The 21,740-nt window shown below is 68.4% G+C and carries 19 protein-coding genes; 6 read left to right on the top strand and 13 right to left on the bottom strand.

The window, feature by feature from the left end; genetic code table 11:
• Positions 1-43: 43 nt before the first annotated feature.
• On the bottom strand, positions 44-670 hold the full coding sequence (locus ACFCV3_RS18215) for a TetR family transcriptional regulator (RefSeq protein WP_132411128.1): 627 nt from the start codon (positions 668-670) through the stop codon (positions 44-46).
• 251 nt (positions 671-921) lie between these two features.
• Between ACFCV3_RS18215 and ACFCV3_RS18210 the strand changes: the two genes are divergently transcribed.
• Positions 922-1,623: a hypothetical protein gene (locus ACFCV3_RS18210; protein WP_376031153.1), complete on the top strand. Its 702-nt coding sequence runs from the start codon at positions 922-924 to the stop codon at positions 1,621-1,623.
• Here the strand turns inward: ACFCV3_RS18210 and ACFCV3_RS18205 are convergent.
• The 4 genes from ACFCV3_RS18205 to ACFCV3_RS18190 form a co-directional block, all read right to left on the bottom strand.
• Complete coding sequence (locus ACFCV3_RS18205) at positions 1,620-2,234, bottom strand: CGNR zinc finger domain-containing protein (RefSeq protein ID WP_376031152.1); 615 nt, start codon at positions 2,232-2,234, stop codon at positions 1,620-1,622. The genes ACFCV3_RS18210 and ACFCV3_RS18205 overlap by 4 nt on opposite strands.
• A 7-nt stretch (positions 2,235-2,241) precedes the next feature.
• Positions 2,242-3,192 (bottom strand): SPFH domain-containing protein, encoded by a 951-nt coding sequence (locus ACFCV3_RS18200; RefSeq protein ID WP_376031151.1) that lies wholly within the window; start codon positions 3,190-3,192, stop codon positions 2,242-2,244.
• Positions 3,193-3,486: a hypothetical protein gene (locus tag ACFCV3_RS18195; RefSeq protein WP_238176435.1), complete on the bottom strand. Its 294-nt coding sequence runs from the start codon at positions 3,484-3,486 to the stop codon at positions 3,193-3,195.
• A gap of 269 nt (positions 3,487-3,755) precedes the next feature.
• Complete coding sequence (locus tag ACFCV3_RS18190) at positions 3,756-4,460, bottom strand: TetR/AcrR family transcriptional regulator (protein ID WP_376031150.1); 705 nt, start codon at positions 4,458-4,460, stop codon at positions 3,756-3,758.
• A 105-nt stretch (positions 4,461-4,565) separates the two neighbouring features.
• Between ACFCV3_RS18190 and ACFCV3_RS18185 the strand changes: the two genes are divergently transcribed.
• The gene (locus ACFCV3_RS18185; RefSeq protein WP_376031149.1) at positions 4,566-6,755 is read left to right on the top strand and encodes an MMPL family transporter; all 2,190 of its coding nucleotides are present in this window, start codon (positions 4,566-4,568) and stop codon (positions 6,753-6,755) included.
• Here the strand turns inward: ACFCV3_RS18185 and pdxH are convergent.
• Positions 6,707-7,345 (bottom strand): pyridoxamine 5'-phosphate oxidase, encoded by a 639-nt coding sequence (gene pdxH, locus ACFCV3_RS18180; RefSeq protein ID WP_376031148.1) that lies wholly within the window; start codon positions 7,343-7,345, stop codon positions 6,707-6,709. The two genes, ACFCV3_RS18185 and pdxH, sit on opposite strands and share 49 nt — an antisense overlap.
• Positions 7,346-7,481: 136 nt before the next feature.
• Positions 7,482-9,104 (bottom strand): hypothetical protein, encoded by a 1,623-nt coding sequence (locus ACFCV3_RS18175; protein ID WP_376031147.1) that lies wholly within the window; start codon positions 9,102-9,104, stop codon positions 7,482-7,484.
• 97 nt (positions 9,105-9,201) lie between these two features.
• On the opposite strand from ACFCV3_RS18175, the gene ACFCV3_RS18170 reads away from it, so the two are divergent.
• The gene (locus tag ACFCV3_RS18170) at positions 9,202-10,314 is read left to right on the top strand and encodes a citrate synthase 2 (RefSeq protein ID WP_376031146.1); all 1,113 of its coding nucleotides are present in this window, start codon (positions 9,202-9,204) and stop codon (positions 10,312-10,314) included.
• On the opposite strand, the gene ACFCV3_RS18165 is transcribed toward ACFCV3_RS18170, so the two are convergent.
• On the bottom strand, positions 10,311-11,069 hold the full coding sequence (locus ACFCV3_RS18165; RefSeq protein ID WP_376031145.1) for a helix-turn-helix domain-containing protein: 759 nt from the start codon (positions 11,067-11,069) through the stop codon (positions 10,311-10,313). The genes ACFCV3_RS18170 and ACFCV3_RS18165 overlap by 4 nt on opposite strands.
• 63 nt (positions 11,070-11,132) lie before the next feature.
• Between ACFCV3_RS18165 and ACFCV3_RS18160 the strand changes: the two genes are divergently transcribed.
• From ACFCV3_RS18160 to ACFCV3_RS18150, 3 genes are all read left to right on the top strand, one after another.
• On the top strand, positions 11,133-11,969 hold the full coding sequence (locus ACFCV3_RS18160) for a phytanoyl-CoA dioxygenase family protein (protein WP_376031144.1): 837 nt from the start codon (positions 11,133-11,135) through the stop codon (positions 11,967-11,969).
• A gap of 100 nt (positions 11,970-12,069) precedes the next feature.
• Complete coding sequence (gene serC / locus ACFCV3_RS18155; RefSeq protein WP_376031143.1) at positions 12,070-13,194, top strand: phosphoserine transaminase; 1,125 nt, start codon at positions 12,070-12,072, stop codon at positions 13,192-13,194.
• A 17-nt stretch (positions 13,195-13,211) separates the two neighbouring features.
• Positions 13,212-15,662 carry an excinuclease ABC subunit UvrA gene (locus tag ACFCV3_RS18150; RefSeq protein ID WP_376031142.1) on the top strand — a complete coding sequence of 817 codons (2,451 nt, stop codon included), beginning with the start codon at positions 13,212-13,214 and terminating at the stop codon, positions 15,660-15,662.
• Positions 15,663-16,021: 359 nt separating this feature from the next.
• Here ACFCV3_RS18150 and ACFCV3_RS18145 read toward each other — a convergent pair whose 3' ends face one another.
• The 5 genes from ACFCV3_RS18145 to ACFCV3_RS18125 form a co-directional block, all read right to left on the bottom strand.
• Positions 16,022-17,107, bottom strand: a complete 1,086-nt coding sequence (locus tag ACFCV3_RS18145; protein ID WP_376031141.1) for a hypothetical protein — start codon at positions 17,105-17,107, stop codon at positions 16,022-16,024.
• A complete protein-coding gene (locus ACFCV3_RS18140; protein ID WP_376031140.1) occupies positions 17,104-18,396 on the bottom strand; it encodes an SAM-dependent methyltransferase in 1,293 nt (430 codons plus the stop codon). The genes ACFCV3_RS18145 and ACFCV3_RS18140 overlap by 4 nt, the downstream gene beginning before the upstream one ends.
• A gap of 72 nt (positions 18,397-18,468) precedes the next feature.
• Complete coding sequence (locus tag ACFCV3_RS18135) at positions 18,469-18,834, bottom strand: hypothetical protein (RefSeq protein ID WP_376031139.1); 366 nt, start codon at positions 18,832-18,834, stop codon at positions 18,469-18,471.
• A gap of 129 nt (positions 18,835-18,963) precedes the next feature.
• A complete protein-coding gene (locus ACFCV3_RS18130) occupies positions 18,964-20,079 on the bottom strand; it encodes a hypothetical protein (protein WP_376031138.1) in 1,116 nt (371 codons plus the stop codon).
• Between the two features lie 129 nt (positions 20,080-20,208).
• Positions 20,209-21,549 carry an FAD-binding oxidoreductase gene (locus tag ACFCV3_RS18125; protein ID WP_376031137.1) on the bottom strand — a complete coding sequence of 447 codons (1,341 nt, stop codon included), beginning with the start codon at positions 21,547-21,549 and terminating at the stop codon, positions 20,209-20,211.
• Positions 21,550-21,740 lie beyond the last annotated feature (191 nt).

The raw sequence follows: 21,740 nt of genomic DNA, 5'->3' as shown, positions 1-21,740 counted from the left end.
AGCATTCTTCGGACAGACCACTACAGGCCGTGGTCACCCGACCTCACGCGCGTAACCCGCGATCGAACGCCGCCACAAGAAAGGCGATCAGGTTCTCGGCGAGCTTCCCAGGGTCCTCCAGTTCGGCACCACCAGGCGCCGGTGTGAGGGCCTGGGACTGATGCAGGGCGAGCAGTCCGAGCATGTTCACGTACCCGAACGCGACCGCCTCGGGCGCCGAGTGCGGCAACGCCGTCCGGAGCGCCGCCAGGTACCGCGCCTCGATCGGATCGGACTCGGCGACGTACAGCTCGCGAATCCGCTGACTCGGATCGAACGCGATCCGTCCGATGAACCGCGCCACCACCGCACCCCGCTCACCGCGGCGCAGGACGAGGTCCAGACCGGGCTCGACGAAGGCGCGGATCAGCTGCTCGGCCGACGGTGTCCCGGCGGCCTCCAGCTGGTCGAGCCGGCGCCGGCGCTCGGTGTTGACCGGCGCCATCGCACGCGCCACCGCCGCGCGCAGCAAAGCCTCTTTCGAGCCGAAGTGATAGTTGACGGCCGCGATGTTCGCCGCCGCGGCGACCGTGATCGCCCGCAGCGAAGTCCCTTCGTATCCCCCTTCGCCGAACCGCTGCTCGGCGACATTGAGCAAACGTTCCCTGGTCGATTCGACCGGTGTCTCCACAGAGTTCTCCTTCCCCCCAGCCACCACTCGCGCAGGCACCCCACCTGCTCACGGGCCGTAGCCTGCAGTCAGCATAGTTCAAACGGTCGTTTGAATCAGAGGCCTCAGCACATTCTTTTCCGGGAAATCCTCAGATATCCCTGAAATCCGTTTCCTTCCCACCACTCCCGCACCTCACACCTGCCACACCCAACGGACTACGGAGTCTCCGAAGTCCGCTTGAAATACCTGTTGGCCTAAGGTCGTTGTCCATGCGCATTGAACGACGGTTCCAGGGGCCGGCGAAGTCAGGGAACGGTGGGTACGTCGCCGGGTTGGCCGGTACGGCGCTCGCCGGGGTGCTGGCGGATGGGCTGGTACCGCAGGTGACGCTGCGGGTTCCGCCGCCGCTGGAGGTCGACCTCGAGCTCGTGGTGAGCCCCGAGGGCGGCCAGTTGCGGTACGGCGAGCAGTTGGTGGCGGGCGTCGTACCGGTTCCGGCTGAGTATCTGGCGGACGCGACGATCGACCCGGTCTCGTTCGAGGAAGCACGAAAGGCGGAGGCGGGGTATCGCGGGCTGGCGAAGCATCCGTTCCCGGGCTGCTTCGTCTGTGGGCTCGAGAACCCGAGCGGATTGCAACTGAAGCCGGGTCCGGTGAGCGACGGCCGGACGGCGTGCACGTGGACGCCTGCTGCTGACCTGGCGAGTGACCCGGTGTTTTTGTGGGCCGCTCTGGATTGCCCGAGCGGGTGGGCGATCGATCTGGAGGGGCGCCCGTCGGTGCTGGGGCAGCTCACCGCGTGTATCGACGCGCAGCCGCAGCCTGGTGAGGAGTGCGTGGTGATGGGACAGCTGCTTGAGCTGGACGGTCGCAAGACGCTGACCGCCAGCACGCTCTACGACTCCGACGGTCGGGTTCTGGCGCGTGCGCGGGCGACCTGGATCCTGGTCGACCCAGCACTGTTCAACTAGCGGGTGCGGGCCGCGTGGGCCCGGACCTTGGCGCGATTGCCGCAGGTCGCCATCGAGCACCAGCGGCGGCGGCCGCGCGAGTCGAGGAACAACCAGCCGCAGCCAGGACACGTCCGCACGTGGGTCCGCTCTGGGCTGGTGAGCAGCTCAGCTGCGAGTAGAGCGAGCTGGTCGAGCGGCCGAGCCAGGTCCTCGGGCAGCTCCCAGGTCGCACCCTCGTCTTCGGTGCGAACGAACTGGCGGCGGCCGGACGCCCGCTCGATCACCCGAGCCACGGCCTCGAACGGTCCGTCCGTCTCGTCCGCCCGCCCGGTCAGTACGTCGTACAGGTCGATCCGGAAGTCCAAGGTCGCGGTCAGTCGGCGGGCCGCCTCGGTCGGGCGGCCGCCGGCCTGTTCGATCAGCCGGAAGACCGCCGCCGGCGACAGCAGGCCGACGGCGGAGTTCCAGATCAGAAAGGCCTCGTACGACGTCAGCCACTCGGTCCGGGCCGGACCACGGGTGATCCAGTCGGACCGGGTGTTGACGAAGTCGAGCACCGGATGCGCGCCGACCGGCTTGGGCAGGACGACGCCCTGCACAAGCTCGAGATGCGACGGCAGCGCACTCATGATCGGATCAGCGGTCCGCGGGGAGGGTCGCCGTACCGGTCGGGACGCTGACGGGTGTGCCCTGCGGGATGACCATGAACTGGATCTTGCCCGATTCGATGGCGGTCTTCAGCAGGTAACCCTGCGCGCCCAGCATCGCGACCTGCTTCTGTACCGACTGCAGCTCGACGTTGACGCGCTGGTTGGTCTGCTCCTGGGTGGCCTTCGCGAGCTCGGCGCGCTGCTTGGCCTCGAGTCCGTCGATGATGCCCTTGTCCAGCGGGGTCGGCTTCTGCACCGTGAAGGACAGCTCGCCACAGGCGTTGTTGCCGTTGTACGCCGGCCCACAGAAGTAGTCACCGCCGACAGCAGCCGGCAGCAGCCGGGTGAACTCCTTCGACGCGGCGGTCTGGAACTCGGCCTTCTTCGCCTCGTTGTTGTACAGCTCCGCCCAGACGTAGTTGGTCGCGACCGCGGACAGCGCCCGGTCGATCTGCGGCCGGAAGTAGGACTGGAGCATGTCGTTCCAGCCGCGGTCGGTGTAGGCGTCGGTCTTCAGGCCGATCCGCTCGTGGAAGGACTTGAGCGTGTCCTCGGTCCGGTTCAGCGTGAAGTAGACCTGGACCCGGACGCCGAGCCGCACGTTGTCCTTGCTGACCACGGTCACCTCGTCGCCGGCGTCGGTGTCCGCCCCGGCGCCGCCGATGATGTACGAGCGCTGGTCGATCGGGTAGGCGTAGACCGTGTCGCCCGGACCGATCAGCTTGTTCGTCGACCCCGGCGGGACGACCGACTTGAACTTCTTGTCCTCGACCACGCCACCGCCGTAGTGCAGGCCGATCTTGTTCGCGTCGGTGTCGGCGAAGTTGAAGATGTTGAACAGCGCGATGATCACGATGACCGTGACGATCCCGCCGCCGATCAGCTTCCCCTTGACCCCGCCACCCGACTTGACCGCGGTGGTCCCCAGCTTTGCCATTTAGTCCTCGAGCTCCTTGCGTTCCACCAGTCGCCGGACATCGGCGAGGGTCAGGTCGGCGGTCACCGCGACATCACGCGGCACCGACGGATGCGAGCTGAGCGTACGCAAACCCTGCTCCGCAGCCGAAACCGCCCGTTCGAGGGCCCTGACCTCGTGCAGTAACGCCCGATGTTCGGCGTTCATCTCGGCCAGGGCGCGCTCTGCCTGGGCGGCCCGGCGGTACGACGCCCACGCGAACCAGCCGGTTCCGATCAGCAGCAGGATGACGGGCAGACCGAGTCTGAGGACCATGCGCCAGATTCTCGTTCATCCGTCAGCGAAAAGCAGTTGAACCGGCCTCGCGGGCGACGTAGATTTTCGGTACACGCGAAGGGAGGTGGTCCTAAGAATGATTTCTTACCGGACTCGTGAGGTGGCGGCGGGCTGACCGCCAACCACTAGCTTTTGGGCAAGTGGTCGGCCAATCCAACGCCGCCACCGGACCCGCGGGTAGTCAGGTAGTCCGCCTGACCCTGGACCACTGCCATCCGGTAGTGGCCTGGAAGCGCCCGCGGGTTTTTTTATTCCGGCGCCGGGCAGTCCAGGCCCATGGCCAGGCCGATCTCGTAGAGCTGGGCCTCGAAGTACGCCGCCGCGTCGGGCAGCACCCAGTGCAGCTGGCCGAAGACCTCCATGCAGATCAGGCCGTAGAGCCGTGTCCAGTAGGTCAGGCCCAGGTAGATCGCACCCGGCGGCATGCCGTGGAAGTGCGCGGCCTCGTCGGTGAGCTGGGCAACGAGTTTGGTGCCGAGGACCTCGTCCGGCGGGTACGGGAACGGCTTCTCGTGCCAGATCTGCGCCACCAGCTCCTTGAACAGCGCCCCGAACCGCATCGCGGCCTGATGCCCAGGAGTGTCGTCGTGACCCTCGGCATCCGGATCCGGAATCGTCGTCCCGAACAACAGCGCGAACTCGGCCGGATGCGCCAGCGCCCAGTCCCGCAGACCGTTGGCCAGCAGGTAGAGCTGCGCACCGAGATCGCCCTCCCCCTCGCAGCCGAGCTCCATCAGCGCGGTCGTGAGTTCGTCGTACAGGTCGGCGATCAGCTCCGTGACGAGGGCTTCGTGGCTCGGGAAGTAGCGGTACAGCGCGGGCGCGGTCAGGTTGACCTCGCGGGCCACGGCGCGCAGGCCGATCGCCGCGACGCCGCCACTGACGAGCAGCCGGCGCGCGGCCCGCTTGATCTCGGCCAGCGTCGCCGCTCGGGCCTCGTCACGCCGGTTCATCCACACACTCCTTGACACGGGTCGAGCCTTGAGTGAACACTGTTAACAGTTAACGCTGTTCACTCAGTAGTTTCCGCCTGACTTTACGCCCCTCGGGAGAGTTTCGTGTTCGAGACGCTCGGCCACTTCAGCTATCGGCGCCGCCGCCTGGTGCTCGCCCTGACCGCAGCCTTCATCGCCCTCGGGGTGATCTGGGGCACCGGCGTGTTCGGGTCGCTGGCGAACGGCGGCTTCGACGCCCCGGACACCGAGGCCGCCAACGCCGTCGCCGCCATCGAGCAGAACGTCGGCCGCACCGGCACCGACGTGATCGTGCTCTACCGCAGCTCGGACCAGACCGTCGCCGACCCCGGATTCCGGTCCGCGGTTGAGCAGGACTTGGCCGAGCTGCCGACGAACGACGTACTGCGGGCGACGACGTACTGGAGCACGAAGGCACCCGTGTTCGTGTCGAAGGACCAGCACAGCACGTACGCCGTACTGACGTTGGCCGGTGCTACTCCGGAGGAGCGGCTCGAGACGTTCCACCGGATCGCCGATCAGGTTCGGAGCGGACCGGCCGGGCTGGACACCAAGGTGGGCGGCGAGGTCGCGGTCTTCGACGAGGTGAACACGCAGACCGAGCGGGACATCGTGCGGGCCGAGACGATCTCGATGCCGATCGTGCTGGTGCTGCTCGTCGTGGTGTTCGGCGGTCTGGTCGCGGCCTCGCTGCCGTTGTTCGTGGGTGCGCTGGCGATCCTCGGTGCGTTCGTGCTGCTGCGCGGGTTGTCCGCGGTCACCGACGTGTCGATCTTCTCGATCAACATCGTCACGATGATCGGGCTCGGGCTCGCGATCGACTACGCGCTGTTCATCGTCACCCGGTTCCGTGAGGAACTTGCCCAGGGCAATGACGTCGAGACGGCGCTGACCACGACGATGGCCACGGCCGGCCGGACGGTCGCCTTCTCCGGCGTCACCGTCGGCGTGGCGATCGCCAGCCTGGCCCTGTTCCCGGTGATGTTCCTGCGTTCGATGGCGTACGGCGGGGTCGCGGCCGTCGTGGTTGCGATGGTCGCTGCGCTCACCGCCTTGCCCGCGCTGCTGGCCGTGCTGGGGCACCGAGTGAACAACCTGCAGGTGCCGTTCCTGCGTCGGCGGTCGACGGCGGCCGATCACCACGGAGCGTGGTACCGGCTCGCGCACAGCGTGATGCGGCGGCCGCTGCGCTATGTGCTGGTGCTCGTCCCGCTGCTGCTCGTGCTCGGGATCCCTTTCCTGCAAGCACAATTGGGCGGCGTCGACCATCGGGCGCTGCCGTCCGGCGCCACCTCGCGGACGGTGACCGAGACTCTGCAGCGTGACTTCGCGGGGGCCGGTGGATCGGATGTGTTCGTCGCAGTTCGCTTCGATCAGGGTCCGGCCGATCCTTCTGTGGCGCTGCAGCCGTATCTGGTGCAGCTCAAGCAGATCGCGGAGGTCGAGGACGTCCGGATCGGTGGCTTCAAGAACGGTGTCGCCGAGGTGGTCGTGCACACGCACTACACGGCTCAGGAATTGCCTGCGCGTGATGTCGTTCACTCGGTGCGGGCGGTGGCGCCGCCTTCTGGGATGACCGCGCAGGTCGGTGGTGAGACGGCCTCGCTGATCGATCTGCTGGACGTGCTGGCGGAACGAGCGCCGTACATGGGTGGGTTCGTCATCCTGATCACGTTCCTGCTGCTGTTCCTTGCCTTCGGCTCCTTTGTGCTGCCGTTGAAGGCGCTGGTGATGAACGTGCTGTCGCTGTCGGCCGCGTTCGGCGCGATGGTGTGGATCTTCCAGGACGGTCACCTGTCCGGGTTGCTCGACTTCACGCCGGCCGGCTTCCTGGATGCGACGAACCCGGTGCTGCTGTTCGCGGTGCTGTTCGGGTTGTCGATGGACTACGAGGTGTTCCTGCTCAGCCGGATCCGCGAGGAGTACGACCGGACCGGTGACAACACCCAGGCGGTCGCGCTCGGGCTGCAGCGCACGGGTGGGATCATCACCAGCGCTGCGTTGCTGCTGGTGATCGTGGTCGCGGCGTTCTCGACCTCGGGGATCGTGTTCGTGAAGATGATCGGGGTCGGGCTGGTGATCGCGATCGCCTTGGACGCGACGATCGTGCGGGCGCTGCTGGTACCGGCGACGATGCGGTTGCTCGGCCGGGCGAACTGGTGGGCTCCGGGCCCGCTCGTCCGCTGGTGGGACAAGCACGGCATCCGCGAATCGTCCGCACCCCCTCAGGGTTGGAGCCGGACGAGCTCCCACGAAGACCTCGTCCGCCGGTAGGCCAGGCGGTCGTGCAGACGACCGACCCGGCCCTGCCAGAACTCGAACGTGTGCGGCTCGATCCGGTAGCCACCCCAGAAGTACGGCGTCGCGATCTCGGTGCCTTCGGGCCATTGCCGCTCGTACGACGCGTACTGCAGATCCAGCTCGGCCCGGGATTCCACCGGCTGGCTCTGCTGCGAGGCCCAGGCACCCAGCTGGGACTCGCGGGGACGGGCGGCGAAGTAGGCGTCGACCTCCTCGGTGGACAGCTTGCTGACCGTGCCCTCGATCCTGACCTGGCGCTCCATCGCGTGCCACGGGAAGACGAGGGCGCAGTGCGGATTCGCAGCCAGGTCGTCGGCCTTGCGGGACTGCTGATTGGTGTAGAACACGAACCCCCGCTCGTCGAGCCCTTTCAGCAGCACGGTCCGTGCTGACGGCCGGCCGTCGGCATCAGCGGTCGCCAGCACCATCGCATTCGGCTCGCTGATCCCAGCCTCGGTCGCCTGCGCAAGCCACACCCCGAACTGCACGATCGGATCGGCATTGAGCTGATCCTCGAGCAACTCGCCGAGCCCGTACGTCCGCCGCATCTCACCCAGATCCACGCACCCGACATTACTGCGGCCTCCTTCGGCCGGCGCGGACCCCCAGGCCATCACAATCAGCCGAATCGCCGCCGGCCAGGCGTGGGTTCGGCGTGAACACGCAGTTGTGATGGCGTGGCGGTCCGCTGGTGAGTGGTTAGTGGTGGTGTCTGCGGGCGAAGGTGGGGATCAGGCGGGTTCGGCGGGGTTTGGGGGTGGGTTGCGGGGGTGGGAGGGCGCGTGGGGGTGCGGTCAGGGGGCGGATGAGCTCGGGGAGGTGGTTGTTGACCTCGGTCAGGTGGAGGTCGAAGGTGGCGCGCCAGAGGGCTCGCCGGAGGATCACCTCGGCTGCGGCTGTGCTCGCGCCGGCTACTGAGGCGGCCCACAGGGTGCTGAGGGCGCGTTCGTCGAAACCGTCGACGTCGAGCAGCATGGTCGCGATGAGGTCGCGGTCGGGTGCGTCACCCAGGCGCCGCGGACGTGGTTGGCGGGGGCGGAGTGACCGCGGTTGGCGTTGCTGGGACTCGGGTTGCCGAGCCTGGGGCTGCCCGGCCTGGGACTGCCCGGGCTGGAGTTGGCCCGGCGGGGAGTTCCAGGGTGAGGGGTGGTTGGTTGGGGTGGGGTTTGTGAGGGCGGCGCGGATGTGGTGGGGCGTTAGGGGGAGGGCGGTGGGGTGGTTGGCTGGGGTGGTGCGGCGGCGGAGGGGTTCTGTCAGGTAGAAGTAGTCGAGCATGGTTGCGTCTTCGATTCCGCCTCGTACGGCGTCGCGGAGGACCTGCTCGATCTGGATGGCTACGGCGGCTCGGGCGGCTTCGGACGGGCCGGCGGCGGGGACCAGGACGGTTTCCAGGTGGTGGGTGAAGATCTGTAGTTTCGCGTGCAGGGGAAGGGTGTCCACGGCAACCAGGTCGGCCGGGTAGTAGTGGCCGTAGGCAACCGTCAGGTCGTGGTCGACGGTTGGTGGGGTGTTGTACAGATCATCGGCCGAGCCGAGACCTTCGGCGTAGCGGTGCCAGCTCAGGGCGCGCTCGACCAGGCTCTGCTGCTCCGGCCGGGCTTTCGGCGGGACCGGCGGCCCGGCCGGCTGGAGGCGACGTACCGAGTCGGACAGATCCGGCAACGGTTCTTCGAGGGCGTCGGTCAGCCAGAGTGTGCTGGGTTCGATCCGGCTGGTGGTCTGGCGGCGGAGGTTGCCGTCGGCCACGATGTGGGTCGCGCCGGGGACGGCGAGCACCCCTTCGTACGGCGTACTGTCGCCCATGAACCAGCCGCAGGCCGCAGCGAACGCCCAGCCCCGCGGTGAGGCTGCGGCGGCGACGCCGGCGAACAGGAGTGCGGCGACCGGGCGGTTGCTCCACACCCAGCCGTCCGGCAGCCGGACCTGGAAGAGCTGGCCCAGACCGGCAGAGTCGGTGAACAAGTCCAGACGGTCGTCCTCCAGCACTGCCATGGTGAACGGCGGTGCCAGGTCGATGAAAGCCTCCGGCGTACGACGTACTGCCTCGGCCAGCGGACCAGGCGCATCAGCCGGGGTGATGTCGCCCACCACCCGCTCGTAGCCGACCGGTGTGTGCAGGCTGGCCACCCGAACGTTCCCCGTCTGATGCCAGGCCGGCCACAGCGTGTCGCCGGTACCCCACAGATGCAGGCCGTTGGTGCGGCCGTCGTGGCCCCAATGCGCTGCACTGTCTGCGTAATAGGCCTCCACCCGGGCTGCGCCCTCGGCGGCACGGGCCGCGGAGTCGGGCCGGTGAAAGGCGTAGGCGACCAGTGTTTCCACGCTCTACTCGATGCGATACAGGCCACGAAAGTTATCCGCAGGAGTCTCGGGAGAACTATGCTGCCTGGGCGCCAAAACATGAGGACGAGGGAGTGGTATGTCAGATCCGAAGACCGAGGTGCAGCACGGGCTGGAGGGCGTGATCGCGTTCGACACGCAGATCGCCGAGCCGGACAAGGAAGGGTCGGCGCTGCGCTACCGCGGCGTGGACATCGAGGACCTGGTCGGCCGGGTGCCGTTCGAGAACGTCTGGGGCCTGCTGGTCGACGGAGCGTTCACCCCTGGTCTCCCGCCCGCGGAGCCGTTCCCGCTGCCGGTGCACACCGGTGACGTGCGGGTCGACGTCCAGTCGGCGCTCGCCATGCTCTCCCCCGCCTGGGGACTGCGCCCGCTGTACGACATCGACGACGTACAGGCTCGTGAGGACCTGTCGCGCGCCGCGGTGATGGCGTTGTCCTACGTGGCTCAGGCCGCGCGGGGTATCGGGCAGCCGATGGTGCCGCAGCGTGAGGTGGACAAGGCAACGACCATCACCGAGCGGTTCATGATCCGCTGGCGTGGTGAGCCCGACCCCAAGCATGTGAAGGCGGTCGACGCGTACTGGACGTCCGCGGCCGAGCACGGCATGAACGCCTCCACGTTCACCGCCCGGGTGATCGCTTCGACCGGCGCCGACGTCGCGGCTGCCCTGTCCGGTGCTGTGGGTGCGATGTCCGGCCCGCTTCATGGTGGCGCACCGGCCCGGGTACTGACGATGCTCGAAGGTGTCGAGCGCAGCGGTGACGCCCGTTCGTACGTGAAGGGGTTGCTGGATGCCGGCGAGCGGCTGATGGGCTTCGGCCACCGCGTGTACCGGGCCGAGGACCCGCGCGCCCGCGTGCTCCGTCGTACGGCCCGTGAGCTGGACGCACCGCGGTACCAGGTGGCCGAGGCGCTGGAGCAGGCCGCGCTGGCCGAGCTGCGCGAGCGGCGGCCGGACCGGGTGCTGGAGACCAACGTCGAGTTCTGGGCAGCCATCGTGCTGGACTTCGCCGAGGTCCCGCCGCCCATGTTCACGTCGATGTTCACCTGTGCACGGACTGCCGGCTGGAGTGCGCACGTGCTGGAGCAGAAGCGCACCGGGCGGCTGATCCGCCCGTCCGCGATCTACTCCGGCCCGGGCACGCGTCCGGCCGACTCCATCGAGGGCTGGGACCCTGCCTGGGCCTAGTGCTCTTGGCTGGGGCTGCGGCCGGTGCGTTGCTTGTACTGGCGGCTGAAGTACGGAACGTCTGTGTAGCCGAGAGCGGTGGCGGTCTGCGTGACCGTCATCCCGCTCTCGGTCAGCAGCTGGTGTGCACGGTCGATGCGGGCCTGGATCAGGTACTGCGCCGGTGACATACCGAACTGCCGGACGAAGCGTCTCGTGAACTGTGCCCGAGACAGTGCGGCTCTGTGAGCCATCTCTCCGACGTTCCAGTCCCGGCCCGGGTCCTGGCGGAGCTGGCGAGCCACCTCGTCGACCGCCGCATCGGTGTGTGGGCGGGTGGGGTTGTGCACGGCATCCCAGATCAGGCCGATCAGTTGCTCGAGACACAGCTCGGCCTGGCGCCGTCCGAGCGCGTCACCACGCCGGTACGCCGAATCGCTCGTCCGCGCGAGCACATTCAGCAGCTCGCGGTCCATGACCTCGCCCCAGCGCGGTTCCGGGACGACGCCGTACCGGCTGGTCTCGAAGTGCATGCCGAACACGAGGAGGCGTCGCCGGGGATCGTGGGTCGCCCGGGGCGCGTCTCCGGGCTGGAAGACCGCGCAGATGCCAGGGCTGAGGTCTTGGTGGGCGCCGTCCAGTTCCATGTGGCCGCGGCCGTCCAGTACGCACCACAGCAGGTGGTCCACTTGTTTCGGCGAGACCCAGGACCAGTTGGGCTCGCAGCGCCAGAAGGTCGGCGGGGACAGCCGGGTCAGCGGCAGCGGTTGCAACAAAAGTCCAACTCCTTGCATGGATCTTCCGTGGCTCAGCTCCATTGTGGACTGGAGAATTGATCCATGGTGAGTGATTCGTACAAGCAGGAGTTCGAGCGCGACGGATACACGCTGGTGCGCGGGCTGTTCAGCGCCGACGAGGCCGAGCGGCTGCGGGAGCACTACATGGTGCTGCGGAAGCGCGGGTCGTATTCGGGCGACGAGTCCGGTGTTAACTCCACCAGTCGTGACCCGCTGCGCCGGTACCCGCGGATGGCTCAGATGCACCGCTGGGACGACGTATCGCTGCAGTGGCTCATCGACTCGCGCATCGACGAGGTGATGACCGCGCTGCTGGACAGGTCGCCGTACGCGGTGCAGACGATGCTCTACTTCAAGCCGCCGGGCTCCCGCGGGCAGGCGCTGCACCAGGACAACTTCTATCTGAAGGCCGAGCCGGGCACGTGTGTGGCGGCCTGGATGGCGCTCGACCGGGTCGACCAGGCGAACGGGTGTCTCGAGGTCGTGCCGGGCAGTCACCGCTGGCCGATCCTGTGCACAGAGAAGGCGGACACCACGGTGAGCTTCACCGACGTGACCGTGCCGCTGCCGACGCCGGATGCCGCCGTACCGGTCGTTATGGAGCCGGGGGATGTGCTGTTCTTCCATGGCGCGCTGGTGCACGGGAGTGCACCGAACGTGACCACCGACCGCTTCCGGCGCGCTCTGATCGGCCACTACATCCAGGGCGAGGCCGAGAAGGTCGCGTCGTACTACCACCCGGCTCTGCGGATGGATGGGACCGAACTGACGCTGGACGTCGCCGAGGGCGGCGGTGCCTGTGGTGAGTGGACCGACACCCCGGAAGGACCGGTGGCCGTTCTGACCGGCACCCAGGTGATCGAGCGCAAACACGAGTGAGGTTGAGACCCGGGGCGGACCGGGCATGGCACTGTGGGATGATGTGGATGCTGACAGCGTCGTCGGCGCAGAACTTGCCAGACGACGAAGGGAACCGCTGGTGACCAGCGACATCGTTCTTCCTGCTGAGCTCAAGCCCGTTGACGGCCGCTTCGGCGCCGGACCGTCCAAGGTGCGTCCGGAAGCCGTCGCCGCCCTCGCGGCCGAGGGCGCCAAGCTGCTCGGCACCTCGCACCGCCAGGCCCCGGTGAAGAACCTGGTGGCCCGCGTGCAGCAGGGTGTGTCCGACCTCTTCCAGCTCCCCGAGGGCTACCAGGTGGTGCTCGGCAACGGTGGCTCGACCGCGTTCTGGGACATCGCGACGTTCGGGCTGATCCGCGAGCGCAGCCAGCACCTGAGCTTCGGTGAGTTCTCCTCGAAGTTCGCCAAGGCTGCGCAGCTCGCCCCGCACCTCGGCGACCCGACCGTGGTCAAGTCCGACCCGGGCACCCGCCCGACCGCCGTGGCCGAGGCCGGGATCGACCTGTACGCGTGGCCGCACAACGAGACCTCGACCGGCGTGATGGCTCCGGTCAAGCGGGTCGCGGGGGCCGACGCCGACGCGCTGGTCGCGATCGACGCCACCTCGGGCGCCGGCGGCCTGCCGGTCGACATCACCGAGACCGACGTCTACTACTTCGCTCCGCAGAAGTGCTTCGCCGCCGACGGCGGTCTGTGGATCGCCGTCATGTCGCCGGCCGCGCTCGCCCGGGTCGAGGAGATCACCGCCTCCGGCCGCTGGATCCCGGCGTTCCTGGATCTGGCCACCGCGGTCGACAACTCGAGCAAGAACCAGACCTACAACACGCCGTCGCTGGCCACGCTGTTCCTGATGGCCGAGCAGACCGACTGGATCAACGCCCAGGGCGGCCTCGAGTGGAGCGTCGCGCGCACCACCGACTCGAGCAACCGGCTCTACACCTGGGCCGAGAAGTCCGACTACGCGACGCCGTACGTCACCGACGCCGACGCTCGTTCGCTGGTCATCGGCACGATCGACCTCGATGACTCCATCGATGCGGCAGCGGTCGCCAAGACCCTGCGCGCCAACGGCGTGGTCGACACCGAGCCCTACCGCAAGCTCGGGCGCAACCAGCTCCGGGTCGCCATGTTCCCGGCGATCGACCCGGACGACGTCGAGAAGCTCACCCAGTCGATCGACTACATCGTCGACAAGCTCAAGTAAGTCCCTACGATGGGCCCATGCACTGGGGCGAAGAAGTCGCAGTCCGGGGAGCACGGGTCCACAATCTGAAGAACGTCGATGTCGACATACCGTTGCGCAAGCTGGTGGCGCTGACCGGTGTCTCGGGGTCGGGCAAGTCCTCGCTGGCCCTCGGTGTCCTGTACGCCGAGGGCTCGCGGCGTTATCTGGAGGCGTTGTCGACGTACACGCGTCGACGGCTGTCACAGGCCGCTCGCGCGGACGTCGACGCCGTGGACGGCGTGCCGGCGGCGATCGCGTTGCATCAGCGGCCGGCGGTGCCGGGGGTGCGCAGCACGTTCGGTACGGCGACGGAGCTGCTGAACTCGCTGCGGTTGATGTACTCGCGGTTGGGTGCGCATCTTTGTCCGTCCGGACACCGCGTCGCGGCAACGATCGAGATTGCCGCGACCGGGCAACTGACTTGTCCGGTGGATGGCGAACGGTTCGCCGTACAAGGGGCTGAGGACTTCGCCTTCAACGGCGACGGGGCTTGCGAGACGTGCGGTGGGACGGGTGAGACTCGGCAGATCGATCAACGCACGCTGGTGCCGGACGAGTCGCTCACCATCGACGAGGGTGCGATCGCTGCCTGGGCGTCGTTCGGTGCCGGGTTGCTGCCGCAGGTGGTTGCCCAGTTGGGTGTGCGGACCGGCGTACCGTTTGCGGAGCTGACGGACGCTGAGCGGGAGATCGTCTATCACGGGGCCGAGACGAAGCGGCAGGTCGTTGTCACGAGCAAGAAAGGCAACGTCTTCGAGCTCAACGCGACGTACCGGAACGCCAACCGGGTCGTCCAGGATGCTTTGGACAACGCGCAGAGCGAGAAGACGGTGGCTCGGCTGGATCGGTTCGTGCGGGTTGCCGAGTGCCCGACCTGTGGTGGTTCGCGACTGAGTGCTCGCGCTCGCTCGGTGCTGCTGAACGGGGTGCCGCTCGATGTCTTGTCGTCGTGGAGCCTTGAGGAGACCACTACGTTCATCCGGACGCTTCCGGTGCCTGCTGAGCTTGAGCGGATGGCCCGGCAGATCGCGGCCGTGTTCATCACGACCGCTGAACACCTGCTGGGGCTGGGACTTGGATATCTGTCGCTGGACCGTGCCTCCCGCACGCTCTCGACGGGCGAGCTGCAGCGGGTGCAGCTCGCCCGGACCTTGCGGAGCAGCGCGACCGGCCTGCTGTACGTCCTGGACGAGCCGTCGGTCGGTCTGCATCCGAGCAACATCGACGCGCTGATCGACGTCGTACGGCGGCTCGTCGCGACCGGGAACTCCGTGGTGCTCGTGGATCACGACGTCCGCGTACTGCGGCATGCGGACTGGCTGGTCGAGATCGGTCCGCGCGCCGGTTCACACGGTGGCGAGATCGTTGCTACCGGCACCGTTTCTGCGTTGGAGGCGTCCGATGCGTCGTTGATCGGAGGGTTCCTGAGCGGGGCGGAGCCGGTGGTGGTCCGCCCGCGGGTGCCTGCGGAAGAGACCTTTGCACACGGGCGGATCCGGCTCGAGACCGCAGCGCATTTCACGCTGCAGCCCCTCGAGGTTTCCTTCCCGCTCCGTCGGCTCACGGCGGTGACCGGCGTCTCGGGCTCCGGCAAGACCACGCTCGTCCTCGACAGCCTCGCCGAAGCTCTCCTCGGCAATGCGCCCGCACATGTCCGAGGGCTGGATGCGGGCGGTATCGAACGAACCGTGGTCGTCGACGCGGCTCCGATCGGACGCAACGTGCGCTCGACAGTGGCGACGTACAGCGGCATCCTTGACGACCTCCGCCGCGCCTACGCCGCCACTCCGGAGGCGGGTGCGCTCGGTCTGACGGCGGCCGACTTCTCGTACAACACGGGCAGTCTGCGGTGCCCGCAATGCGAAGGCACCGGGCAGATCTCGCTCGACGTCCAGTTCCTGCCCGACGTCGACATCCCCTGCCCGCTTTGCGGTGGCACCCGCTACAGCCCTGCCGCCGATGCCGTGACGGTCGACGGTTTGACCATCCCGCAGGCGCTGGCGCTCACCATCGAGGAGGCCCGTTTGGTCTTCCCCCGCCTGCGCAAGGTCCAGTCCCGCCTGCGCACTCTCGACGAGATCGGCCTCGGCTACCTCATCCTCGGCGAAGCCACACCCGCTCTGTCCGGCGGCGAGGCTCAACGCCTCAAACTCGTCGCCGATCTCGAAAAGCCCCAGTCCGGCACCCTCTTCATCTTCGACGAACCGAGCGTCGGCCTGCACCCCGCCGACATCCGCGTCCTGCTCGCCGTCCTGGACCGCCTCATCACCGCCGGCGGCACCGTCATCGTCATCGAACACGACCTCGACCTGATCGCCAACGCCGACCACGTCATCGACCTGGGCCCCCAAGGCGGCACCGCCGGCGGCCGCATAGTCGCCGCCACTACCCCCACCAACCTCCCCACCCACCCCGAATCCATCACCGGCCGCTACCTCGCCCGGTAAGCGCCCAGTTGCCCCCGGTGTGAGCCGAGTCGCCCCGGGGTGATGCCGCGTCGGCCCCGGGGAGGAGCCGAGCAGGCCGTCGCCTAACAGGGGGTGTGGAGACCGTCTGGCGGGCTTGAACAGGAAATGACCTGTTCACGCCCACGCGTTCCTGTCCGAACCCCCGGCTGATGGCTCGGCCGACGGGCACGGGGCAGTCATTTGGCCGGCCGGGAGGCGCTTGGTGGGTGCCCACAGTGAGTTGGCTGGGCGACCTTGAGCACGGTTCGGCAGCTTCGGCGGGTGTCGCGTGGATGGTGGGTGCTCGAGGTGATGCCGGCGCACGACCGCGGGGTGTCCCCGGGGAGGCGGCGGCGCGGTCAGGCGCTGTGGCGGCGGCGGTTGGGGGTGGGGGACTGGCCGGTGAGGCGGGCGTTCTCGGCCATTCGGTCCAGGCGTTCGCGGCGGCCTGGGGGGAAGGTGAGGACGGTGATGACGAGGGCGAAGAGGGCGGCGCCGATGATGATCCAGCGGAGGTTGTGGTTCTTGTCGGCGGCCCCGGCTCCGGCGTCGGAGTTGCCGGCGCCCTTGGGGGGTGCTGCGGAGGCGGGGGGCGGGCTGGCGGCGGCCTTCTTGGTGGGGACCTGGACCTGGTAGACGGCTGAGTTGGAACCTTCGCTGCCGACCAGGACGGTGTTGTCGACCTCGCCGACGGCTATGGATTCGCCCTGGGTGAGGGGGGCCGGGCCGCGGGCCACGAGGGTGGGCTTGTCGCCCCAGGCGACGGTTGCCACGTCGACGTAGGTGCGGAGGACCGCGCGCTGGCCGTCGGGGAGGAAGGTGCCGTCGGTGAACGTGCCGGCGGGGGCGGCGGCGAGTTTGGTGAGTCTGTTGGTGCCTTCTCGCGACGGGGTGCCCGGCGTGGAGTAGATGGCGGCACCCTTGCTCGCCTTGGTGACGATGAAGAGCTGGTTGGTCTCGGGCTGGACCAGCAGCGTCTCGGCATCGTGCGCGCCGTCGGGGTACTTGAAGTCGTAGCGGTGGTACCGGACGTTCTCGGCGTTCTCGAGACTGTCCGGCTCGGGGATCGTGTAGATCTCGATGGTGTCCCGGGACTTGGTGTTGTCGCCGATGTCGGCGATGTAGATCGTGCCCTCACGGTCGACCGCGACCGCCTCGACGTCCCGTACGTCGGCCTTGAACTTCAGCACGACCTTCACGTCACCATCGGTGTCGACGCCGAAGACCCGCGCGGTGTCGTTGGAGTCGTTCACCGTCCAGTACAGGTCTTCGTACTTCTGGCTCTTCGCCAGCCCGGACGACTCCTTGATGCGGGAGTCGTCGATCGTGAACAGCTTCTTCGGCGCGGGCGGCTTCGGGTCCGCAGCGACGGCGGGCAGTGCGGCGGCGGCCAGTGTGATGCAGGTCGCGGCCGCGAGGGCGAACGCCGGGCGGAGGAACTTCACGCACCCACCTCCGACGCCGGCCGCCGGGCCCCGGCCGGTGGAGCGTCTGCCTCGGGCAGCAGCAGCTCGGCCAGCCGCGGACTGACCTGCCACTCGGCGATCAGCGCGGCGTAGTCGGACTCGAGGTCCGCCGTCACGGGAGCGTTCGTCCGGGCGGCTCGGAGCAGCAGATTGCGGGGCGTGTGCTGGCTGTCCACGAACTGCACTACCTCCACCCGGTAACCGACCTGTCGAAGGACCGCCGCCCGGAGCGAATCTGTCAGGACGTCGGCGAACCGCTCACGAACGATGCCATATCGCGTCATCAGAGAATAAGGCGCCGGTGGTGTGACGCTTTTGAGCTGCTTCTGGATGTCGTGATGGCAGCACGGAGCTGCGAGCACCAGCGGCGCCTCCCACTGGACCGCCCGCGCGAGCGCGTCGTCGGTGGCCGTGTCGCAGGCGTGCAGCGCCAGCACGACATCCGGCCGGACGTCGAGCTCGGCCGCCTGGATGGTGGCATCCACGAACCGCAACTCGTCCTGCCAGCCCAGCGCCGTGACGACTCGGGTGTTCCGCTTCCGCGCGGTCGGGTTGTGGTCCACACCGGTTGTCCGGACGTCGTGCCCGGCCGCCGTGAGCAGGTGATGGGCCGCCAGGGTGAGGTAGGCGTTGCCGCAGCCGAGGTCGACCACTTGGAGCGGCCGGCCGGTCGCGATCCGGCCGGCCGAGATCGCCTCCTCGAGAGCCGGCTCCAGCAACTTGCAGAACTCTTCGATCTGCTTGTACTTCGCCTGCCGCGACGGCTTCACCCGGCCCTGGTGATCGCTGATCCCGAGCTCGATCAGGAACGGCGCAGCCGGGTCGAGCACCCGCCGCTTCACCCGATCGTGGCCGGTCGTCTGCTCCCGGCTGTCCGCCTGCCGGTGCAGCAGCTCCTTGCCCTTCTTGGTGTAGCGCAGGCGCAGCGTCTCGGTGGTCGTCTCGACATGCCACGTCCCGTACGGCAGGGCGAGCAGCTTGTCGACCGCCTCCGGCACCTCGGTACCGACGAAGTTCCGCGTGTGGGCCTGGCGTTCGTCGTACTCGGTGAGTTGGAGGTGGCGCTGGCCCTTGAGGTCGACATACCGCAGCTCGAGTCGCTGGTACGGCGGCTGGTCGAGACCACGGCGCCGGCCGGACGCGACCGCGCGCACCAGGCCGGTCCGGTCCAGTAGGGCAGCGTGGATCGCCTCCCACGCCCCCACCTCACCCACCGCGTCCGCGGTCGGCGTGCCCTGGTGTCCGGCCGGATCCACCTCTGCCTGCATCGCGCCATTGTGTCCGACGCCTCCGGCTGATCACAAAAGGGTCTCGTCGGCAGGCGGTGGCGGCCATCGGACTCACAGCAACTTCTGGTCGTCCAGCAGCAGCCCGAGACCCCGCAACCGGGTCGCGATCCCGCCCTCCTGACGGCCCAGCGCTTCGATCAGCTCGTCCTTGCCGGCACCGTTGTGGAACATGTCGGTCAGCAGCTGCTCGTCCTCGGGCGTCCAGGGCCGGAACGCCTTCGGGTGGTGCCGGCGGGCGGCCTTGATCTTGCGGGTCATCGAGCGGCTGTCCAGCAGCTCCAGAGAGCGGATCCGTGACTGGCGGTGCCGGCCGACCTCCTCACTGTCACGCCAGAACACGACGGCCCCGTCGTCGAACGTCATCAGATCGGCCGGGACGTCGCAGTAGTCGGCGTCCTCGAGCATCACTCGCAGCATGGTGGTCTTCTCCGTGTCGTGGGCGGCGGTCGGCGACCGCCGCCGTCGGCTTTGTCACCAGAGAAGATGCAGCGATTCCACCCCGCCCCGACCACCAATTCAGAACCTGTGGAAAACCCGAGCGGAGGATCAGAGGACCGGATCGGAAGGGTCTTCAGGAAAACGGGGTGCCGTCGGGTCGGGTGGCAGTCCGAGCGGCGTCGTCGCAGCCGGTGTTATCTTCGCCAGCTCCTCCGCGCGCTGGAGACGGTCCCGCTCGGCGCGCAGCAGACCCAGCAGCACCAGGTCCAGCAGCATCCCGCCCGCCGCCGCGAACTGCGTCCCGGCGAACTGGAACACCTGCGTCATCAGCAGCGACACCAGCACCGCCAGCTCGAACAACCGGACCGCACGCAGCCGGCGGGCCCGCCGCAGCTGCCGCCAGCCGCGCACGGTGAAGGTCGCCGACAGCAAGCTCCCGACAATCACCCCGGACACCGACAGCTCCGCAAGGCCACTGCCCACCGAGACCGCGATCAGCGGCGCGCCGACCGCCTGTACGGCGAGCACCACGACCGCGACCGTCGGTGCCTTCGGATGCGTCGCCAGCCGCTCGAACGTCCGCTGCAACCAGCGCCAGGCGGCATCGACCGGCGCTGCCAGCTCGACCTCGTCCGGCGGACACGCCTCGAGCAGCCTCTCGGTCTCCCGACGACCCTTCACCTTGGGACCGACCAGCCCGAGCAACTCCGAGGCCTGCGCCCGGCGCTGCCGCGACAACCCGCCCGCGACCCCCTCGACCGTATGGTCGATCACATTGGCCAGCTCCTCGCGCGGGTCGATCGGCCGCCGGGTCGACAGGAACCGGCTGCCCAGCACGATCAGCACGAAGGCGACGTACACGATGGCAGCCGTCGGCTTGTAGAAGTAGTTGTTGTCCGAGGTGACGAACTTCCCGACCTCGTCGATGAACAGCCCGAACCCGACCCCGCCGACCAGTGCGGCGGCCGGCCGGACGACCGGACCGACGTACCCGAGCAGCAACGAGATCGCGATCAGCATCAGCAGGCCACCGGGCAGGACGTGCGCGATGTGCAGTCCCTTGCCGCCGATCTGCGGGTAGCCGCTCAGGCTGAGGAACAGCCGGGTGATCAGTACCGTCGCCACGCCGGACACCACGAAGGTGGTCAGGTGCTCGCCCGAACGGACGTTGCGGACCAGGCCCGCACGCATGAGGTACGACGACCGCGTGGTGGTGGGGGTCATGCGCCAGAAGGTTAGTTCACGAGGGCTGCCACGACGACCATGGCGACAAGTGCAACCAGGACGAGCGATACCACCAAGCGGCGTGTGCGGGGATCCACTGGCTCAGGCTAATGGACCCCCACCCACCACTCAGCACGGCAGGGGGTAGTTCCCCACCAGCGTGCCCACCGGATCGACCCGCTGCTTGATCTCGCGCAGCCGCGCCAGGTCCGGTTCGGTGAAGCTGTCCTGCAGCGTGCTCCACGACGACAGGCCCGACGGCGGCAGGTCACCCGCGTGCCACTGCGACACCGCGTCCTTCAGCGCCCCCAGCGCCTGCTGGGCCGATCCGAACAACTCCGGCACGGGCAGGACCGACGCCGCCAGCAGCATGTACTGCGCGGTCGGGTCGGCCGAGGCGACGCCCGGATGGATGACCTCGTCGCTTGCCCGCAGATGACGCAGTTGCACCTGGAAGATGAGCGACGGCTGCCCGGCGTACTCGAGCAAGGTGTCGACGAACTCCGGTGTGACCTCGTCGAAGGTGCTGGTGGTCAGCAGGATCGCAGCCGGAGCGATCGGCTCCTGCGTGATCTGGACGACCCCGCTGGACTCCCGCGGCCCGATGGTGTCGACCAGTACCGTCCCGGCGGCCCGGATCGATGCCAGCGCCGCCTCGAGCCCCTCCGGGTCGTACGGCGCCGCTGCGTCGATCATGCAGAACGACTTGCCCCGAATGGCTTCCGGCAGATGCATGGCCGGCGGGTAGTGGGTCAGATACGCCCACAGCGTCACGTGCTCCGGCGCCTCCAGCGTGGCCTTCCCGTACGCCGCGAGCACGGCCGGCGCCTGTTCGATGGGGAACATCAACCGCCCACCCACGATCTCCGGTGCCGGATGCAGTTCCACCTCGACCGAGGTGACGACCGCGAAGTTGCCGCCACCACCACGCAGTGCCCACATCAGGTCCGGGTCGGTGGAGTCGTCGATCCATCGGCGGGCCCCAGCCCCGTCGACGATCTCGGCAGCCCGCAGACTGCCCGCTCCGGACCCGTACGGCCGGGCGAACCAGGACAACCCGCCGCCGGTGCAGTACCCGACGACGGAGATGTCCCCGTTCGACCCCGGCAGACCTGTCAGCCCCGTCCCGTCCAGAGCGGTCTGCAGCGTCCCCCACCGAACTCCGGCCCCCACCCGGGCGATCCGCGCATGCGAATCCACCCACACGTCGTCGAGCGCGTTGGTGCGCACGACGATCGTGTTGTCGAGCGCACGGGTTGCGCCGTGTCCCCCTGCCTGCGCAGCGACCTTCAGGCCGTGCGCCGCGGCGAACGCCACAGTGTGCTCGACATCACTCGGCCCGGCAGCCTCCACCACGGCCAGCGGTTGCTGGTCGACAGTCAGGTTCCACGCGGGCCGCACCTGCCCCCAGTCCGGGTCGGCCGCCGTCACCAGCCGCCCGGTCAGTACCTCTCGGAGTTCCTCGATCATGAGCAGAACCCTCCGGCAGCCGCTCCCCCGGCGGTATCCCAACTTTCTGGGTTGTTCGCACCGCGTCACAGCCCGCGGTAGGCCCCGGCGGTCACTGCCGCCGGACAGATCGGATTCACCATGGCAGCCACAGTGGCCCGATCGGGCAGACTCCGGTATCCCAGCAGCCTGGGTACTTCCGCCCCCACTTT

The organism is Kribbella sp. NPDC056345, assembly GCF_042262745.1.
Lineage (GTDB): Bacteria > Actinomycetota > Actinomycetes > Propionibacteriales > Kribbellaceae > Kribbella.
The sequence above is the reverse complement of the archived record's forward strand: the minus strand, read 5'-3'. Positions and strand labels throughout refer to the sequence as shown.

What these genes read in the sequence shown, in the direction of transcription:
- ACFCV3_RS18170 (WP_376031146.1), top strand. Translation starts at nt 9,202, where the DNA reads ATGTCAGATCCGAAGACCGAGGTGCAGCACGGGCTGGAGGGCGTGATC.
- ACFCV3_RS18160 (WP_376031144.1), top strand. Translation starts at nt 11,133, where the DNA reads ATGGTGAGTGATTCGTACAAGCAGGAGTTCGAGCGCGACGGATACACG.
- ACFCV3_RS18210 (WP_376031153.1), top strand. Translation starts at nt 922, where the DNA reads ATGCGCATTGAACGACGGTTCCAGGGGCCGGCGAAGTCAGGGAACGGT.
- ACFCV3_RS18140 (WP_376031140.1), bottom strand. Translation starts at nt 18,396, where the DNA reads ATGCAGGCAGAGGTGGATCCGGCCGGACACCAGGGCACGCCGACCGCG.
- ACFCV3_RS18205 (WP_376031152.1), bottom strand. Translation starts at nt 2,234, where the DNA reads ATGAGTGCGCTGCCGTCGCATCTCGAGCTTGTGCAGGGCGTCGTCCTG.
- ACFCV3_RS18135 (WP_376031139.1), bottom strand. Translation starts at nt 18,834, where the DNA reads ATGCTGCGAGTGATGCTCGAGGACGCCGACTACTGCGACGTCCCGGCC.
- ACFCV3_RS18150 (WP_376031142.1), top strand. Translation starts at nt 13,212, where the DNA reads ATGCACTGGGGCGAAGAAGTCGCAGTCCGGGGAGCACGGGTCCACAAT.
- ACFCV3_RS18200 (WP_376031151.1), bottom strand. Translation starts at nt 3,192, where the DNA reads ATGGCAAAGCTGGGGACCACCGCGGTCAAGTCGGGTGGCGGGGTCAAG.
- ACFCV3_RS18130 (WP_376031138.1), bottom strand. Translation starts at nt 20,079, where the DNA reads ATGACCCCCACCACCACGCGGTCGTCGTACCTCATGCGTGCGGGCCTG.
- ACFCV3_RS18190 (WP_376031150.1), bottom strand. Translation starts at nt 4,460, where the DNA reads ATGAACCGGCGTGACGAGGCCCGAGCGGCGACGCTGGCCGAGATCAAG.
- ACFCV3_RS18195 (WP_238176435.1), bottom strand. Translation starts at nt 3,486, where the DNA reads ATGGTCCTCAGACTCGGTCTGCCCGTCATCCTGCTGCTGATCGGAACC.
- ACFCV3_RS18125 (WP_376031137.1), bottom strand. Translation starts at nt 21,549, where the DNA reads ATGATCGAGGAACTCCGAGAGGTACTGACCGGGCGGCTGGTGACGGCG.